Origin of the sequence: Cellvibrio mixtus subsp. mixtus J3-8 (assembly GCF_000766945.1) — a bacterium.
In the GTDB taxonomy this organism is placed as follows: domain Bacteria; phylum Pseudomonadota; class Gammaproteobacteria; order Pseudomonadales; family Cellvibrionaceae; genus Cellvibrio; species Cellvibrio mixtus_A.
Genome location: NZ_KN266208.1, coordinates 661,580 through 666,047 on the forward strand (window position 1 = coordinate 661,580; position 4,468 = coordinate 666,047).

Annotated in this window: 8 protein-coding genes; 2 read left to right on the forward strand and 6 right to left on the reverse strand. The window is 41.9% G+C overall.

The window, feature by feature from the left end; all coding sequences use genetic code 11:
* Positions 1-230 precede the first annotated feature (230 nt).
* Positions 231-1,526 (forward strand): JmjC domain-containing protein, encoded by a 1,296-nt coding sequence (locus A596_RS13350; protein ID WP_039915432.1) that lies wholly within the window; start codon positions 231-233, stop codon positions 1,524-1,526.
* 165 nt (positions 1,527-1,691) lie between these two features.
* Here the strand turns inward: A596_RS13350 and A596_RS13355 are convergent, their stop codons facing one another.
* The 4 genes from A596_RS13355 to A596_RS13370 all read right to left on the reverse strand — a co-directional run bounded on the left by A596_RS13355 (position 1,692) and on the right by A596_RS13370 (position 3,508).
* Positions 1,692-2,384, reverse strand: a complete 693-nt coding sequence (locus A596_RS13355; RefSeq protein ID WP_235425724.1) for an AAA family ATPase — start codon at positions 2,382-2,384, stop codon at positions 1,692-1,694.
* A 35-nt stretch (positions 2,385-2,419) separates the two neighbouring features.
* Positions 2,420-2,716 (reverse strand): hypothetical protein, encoded by a 297-nt coding sequence (locus A596_RS13360; protein ID WP_039915437.1) that lies wholly within the window; start codon positions 2,714-2,716, stop codon positions 2,420-2,422.
* Positions 2,717-2,795: 79 nt separating this feature from the next.
* Complete coding sequence (locus tag A596_RS13365) at positions 2,796-3,080, reverse strand: hypothetical protein (RefSeq protein WP_039915438.1); 285 nt, start codon at positions 3,078-3,080, stop codon at positions 2,796-2,798.
* Positions 3,077-3,508 (reverse strand): hypothetical protein, encoded by a 432-nt coding sequence (locus A596_RS13370; RefSeq protein ID WP_039915440.1) that lies wholly within the window; start codon positions 3,506-3,508, stop codon positions 3,077-3,079. The genes A596_RS13365 and A596_RS13370 overlap by 4 nt, the downstream gene beginning before the upstream one ends.
* Here A596_RS13370 and A596_RS23890 point away from each other — a divergent pair.
* Entirely contained in the window at positions 3,486-3,566 is an 81-nt protein-coding gene (locus tag A596_RS23890) for a SymE family type I addiction module toxin (protein WP_412130253.1), read from the forward strand. The genes A596_RS13370 and A596_RS23890 overlap by 23 nt on opposite strands.
* 83 nt (positions 3,567-3,649) lie before the next feature.
* On the opposite strand, the gene A596_RS13375 is transcribed toward A596_RS23890, so the two are convergent.
* Positions 3,650-3,949: a hypothetical protein gene (locus A596_RS13375; RefSeq protein WP_039915442.1), complete on the reverse strand. Its 300-nt coding sequence runs from the start codon at positions 3,947-3,949 to the stop codon at positions 3,650-3,652.
* Between the two features lie 24 nt (positions 3,950-3,973).
* On the reverse strand, positions 3,974-4,468 hold a 495-nt coding region (locus tag A596_RS22690), incomplete at its 5' end, for an RHS repeat-associated core domain-containing protein (protein ID WP_152600174.1).

Here is a 4,468-nt window from a genome sequence, read left to right on the forward strand (position 1 = left end):
ATTCAATTATGCTTTTCTTTAGTTCTGTTTAAAAGATTTTTCCCCGACAAAATTGCATTTTTAGCCGATAAATATACGTTTGCCGCAGGGTGAACTATCCGGGAGGCAAGCCTCATTCTACAGTGAAATTGTGGACTAGTTCACCAGTTAACAGTAAGCTTAGGAAATTGACAGCTCTGCAATACAAACACCGGAATAAGCAAAACAATTATTGTAAAGAGAAATAATCCATGAAAATAACAGACTTTAATTCACTACTCGATTCTGATACTTCTGACAAATATCAAGAACCTGCTGCCCTGAATGGTCGCGAACTTCAGGAGCTTATAAGCCCAATTACTTGCGAAGAGTTTGTAAATTCCTATTTCTCACGTGCTTCACTGAATGTGGAAGGTCACCCTAAAAAATTCGATCACATTTTTAGTTGGGGACGATTGAAACAAGCTCTTTTGAAAGGAGAAAAAATCCGGGACCGGCGCTACAACATAACCGCATCATTTACAGGCGGAGAAGATTCAGGCAGTTCGCGGCGCATGATTGAAGCACAGCATAATCAAGTGAGCGAGTTATTCAACGCAGGTGCAACAATCTGCATTACCAACATTCACATGGCCGATCCAATTCTTGCTCGCTGGGCAGAAGCAATTCGCGCACAATTTAATTTTACCGGCACCGTCGGTGTAAATTGTTACATCTCGCCGGACGGATCGGGATTACCCATGCACTACGACAAAAGAGTTGCCACTACACTTCAGATTGCCGGAAAAAAACGGTGGAAATTTTCTACAGAGCCGGCAAAAGCCTGGCCTGACATCAACACAGTATTTCAACAAGGGCAAACTGAATCGGATGTTGGAAAATTACCCGATGAAATGCAGTTTCGCGAAGTAGAATTAAACCCCGGGGATTTACTCTGCCTTCCTGCCGGAGCCTGGCATTCTGCGCGTGGCATCGGTGTCTCATTAGCGCTAAATCTTTATTTTGCTCCTCGAAACTTTCTCGACCAGTTGGCCCCCCTACTTAAAGACTTCGCAGCGTCAAACGAAAATTGGCGAGGAGGCCCGCCTGCTACTGTAGAAAAAATTCAAGGAACTATGCCACAGACAACTTCAGCATATATACGCGATCGCCTTGATGAGTTTCATAAAATGGCACTGGCAATTTTAGATGAACCGGATGCACTAACAGAACCCTGGGTGAATTCATTGACACACCATCCTTACACCGGATGGCAACCCGCTCCAACGCTGTCGATACCCGAAGTAGCGCCGAGCCAACAATTTTGCGTTGCAATATCATCGTTGCGATTTATTGAAACCCGGAATAATGTAATTGTACCTTGCGATAATGGCGTGCTTGAATTTCCGACCACATTCATTCCGACACTCCAGCGTCTCGCATCCCGGTCAGGGAGTTTTACCATACCCGAAGTTTTCTCGTGGCAGCAACCTGATGGACCTACACCAAATGAACTTACGCCTTACCTGCAGGAACTCTACATAAATGGAATTATCAAGCTTGCATAGCTTGCTCATTATCTATAATTGCGTGGGCTGGACTTAATTGACCAGCCTGCTGCACATGACTGACCAGTTAAACCGTAAAAGTATTACCAGCCTGCTGGTGACATTGACCAGTTTCATACGATTATTAACAGCAAGCGTGAGGGTTAGTGTTTTAAAGATGAGCCTTCAGTCATCCATTAGTATTTTCATCATTTCCTGATGATTATTAAGAAAGTCCCTTGTGACCGCATAATGCTCAGTATCCTCATAAGCGATTTCTTCTATTCCATTAGAAGAGAAGGAGTAAATTTTGGATCTGGGATACGCTAAAAGAATTGGTGAGTGCGTTGCGATAATAAATTGTGAGTTTTCTTCTACCAATTGGTGAATGGCAGAAACTGCTGCCATTTGGCGTGATGGAGAAAGAGCCGCTTCAGGTTCGTCCATAATATATAAACCATTACCCTGTAGCTTATTCAACAAAGTGGCCATAAATGATTCACCATGCGACTGTTGGTGCAATGATTTACCTCCATACATTGTCAAATAACCTGTTTCATCCATGAGTGTTGCAAGATTATAAAAACTTTCAGCACGTAGAAAGTATCCGTCTTTTGGATACTTAAAGCTTTTAATGGTTTTTAAATAATTATGTAGTGTTGAATGCGTTCGACTTGTTGAAAAAGTGGATTGTTTTGTCCCACCTTCGGCGTTAAACCCCATAGCAACTGCAATAGCTTCAATTAGGGTCGACTTTCCTGAGCCATTTTCTCCAACAAAGAAAGTAACATCTGGGTGAAAGTCCAAAGATTCCAAACCTTTAATTGCCGGGATATTAAATGGGTATGAAGAGCGATCAAAAGATTGATCGTTCTTCATTTTTATTTCCCGTAAATATGGCTTTTCTGAAAGATTCATAGATTAGAGTTTTCAATATTCCATTTATCAGGGCGTCCAGCTCTCTTTAATCTTCGGACCATTATACTCCGCATATTTGGCCACATATCTTCCAAATACTGTTTGGCATGATTTGAACCAAGCTGCTCGGATTGGTGAATCAAGCCTTCAATGATAGCTATCAACACACTCACATCATTATTTGGCAAATCACCCAGAATAAGCTGAGCCAAATCAAAACCAGCGTCAGGATCACGAGTGAGCAGACGCTGCATACAATCTTTCAGAATTACATGATCAATATCTTCACTCATTTTGGACTCATGCTTTTTGGCCCGCCCCCCGGCTATCCTAGCCGGGCTTTGGTATTACTTTTTTGTTTCAATAAATAATCTATTTTTCAATTTTGTTTGTAAGCCGTCTTAGATGGTTCTTTTTTAAAATAGGCCACGTCTCAGCAAGGTACTCTTTCGCATCAGCAGATCCTGCCAATATCGAAAGCTCAACAACAGCTTCAACTAAAAGAATTAGCATTTCCGGTTTAAAATTAGGCCCCTCACTAAGCATCATTTGAGCAATGCTTAAACCATGATTTGAATCACCGGATCGAATTTCAGAAAGCAGCTTGTTAACAACATCAAGAGTTATTATTTCCCGATCCTGATTTATATCACTCATTTATTGCAATCCTCTTCATTACAATCCTGCACGCAATCAACATAGATTTTATCCACTCGTTTCATGCAAGCAACATACTCTGTCGAATTAAAACCGTAACTGGTTGCCACCCCAGAATCACACATAAATTTATTTCTATCCCACTCCAAATCACATTGCGCTTCACAATCGGAATTGTCATTTGGCGCTGGAGGATTGCTTGGAACGGGTTGGGCATCATCGTCATCAGGACAAACCCACTGTGCCATCGCGTGACCTGTAGCACCACCAACACCAGCACCAGCCGCCGCACCGATTGCTGCACCAGGTATCGCACCAACACCATAGCCCGCTAGACCAATTGTACCGCCTATACCAGAACCCCATTGACCACCAATTGCTGCACCGGCAACCAAGGGGCATTGGTTGGAACAAGCAGGATTCAACATTGATTCACCCGTGACAGTGAGAGTGATGCGTGGGTGCTTGGTATTGACAACGGAATAAATTCAGCGAGTGACATGCATAAAAAGCCCAGCGGTTTATCGCTGGGCTTGAGTCGTGTTTTCTCTACTTAAATAATGATTAAATTAATTTTCACCCTGATCATCATCGTCAAAATATGGCTCACCTGTTGACCAGTAGAAATCATATTTATGCTGCAACTTTTTTAGCATCGAATCAACATCACTAGCCAATTGAAGTGCATGCAATAAATCAACTCCGCTAATATCAGCATAATTTTCAAATAAGCCATCCCATTTTATTGGGCATCTAGCCATGCCATTTTCGTCAATGTATGGAATGCCGATACGGATGGTAAGCTCTATTTGATTAGATGAGCCTTTTGGTCGATAAAATAATTTTCTTTCTGCAATGGATTGTTTCATTTGGCCACCAATAATTAAATTGAATTACTCAGACATGCACGCTTCATAATTTCCTTTTGCCGCCTCCCAGCATCGCTGCCGCTCTTTCATACTGGGAATACCAGCACAATACTGCAAAGTTGAATTGTACAGAGCTAGACAGCGGGCCTCCTTTTTAAGTGGATCTTCCTCTTGCTTTAAGGGAGGACAATTAACTCCATCATCAGAATCTGAATCTCCATCATGAGGCGTGCTAGGCATTGGTTCCGTAGGGTCCCAAGGAACCGTTGGATCTTCATAATAATTATCCGTAGGTGAATTGGTGTCAGGAAAAAATGGAATTAACAATCTTCTAATTGGCCTCGTGATACCTGCCTGTAATCCAAAAAAATCGGAATATTTAATTGGATTATTTAACACATACGCATAAGTATTAATCCCACCATCTAACCCAATCGGATCAGACTCAATGTATCTTCCAATCGACGGATCATAATCCCGAAAGTAGTTGTAATAAAGGTTAGTTTCCGGATCAACATA

Coding starts and splice junctions, on each gene's coding strand:
- A596_RS13350 (WP_039915432.1), top strand. CDS start 231: ATGAAAATAACAGACTTTAATTCACTACTCGATTCTGATACTTCTGAC.
- A596_RS13365 (WP_039915438.1), bottom strand. CDS start 3,080: ATGAGTGATATAAATCAGGATCGGGAAATAATAACTCTTGATGTTGTT.
- A596_RS13370 (WP_039915440.1), bottom strand. CDS start 3,508: ATGTTGAATCCTGCTTGTTCCAACCAATGCCCCTTGGTTGCCGGTGCA.
- A596_RS13375 (WP_039915442.1), bottom strand. CDS start 3,949: ATGAAACAATCCATTGCAGAAAGAAAATTATTTTATCGACCAAAAGGC.
- A596_RS13355 (WP_235425724.1), bottom strand. CDS start 2,384: ATGAAGAACGATCAATCTTTTGATCGCTCTTCATACCCATTTAATATC.
- A596_RS13360 (WP_039915437.1), bottom strand. CDS start 2,716: ATGAGTGAAGATATTGATCATGTAATTCTGAAAGATTGTATGCAGCGT.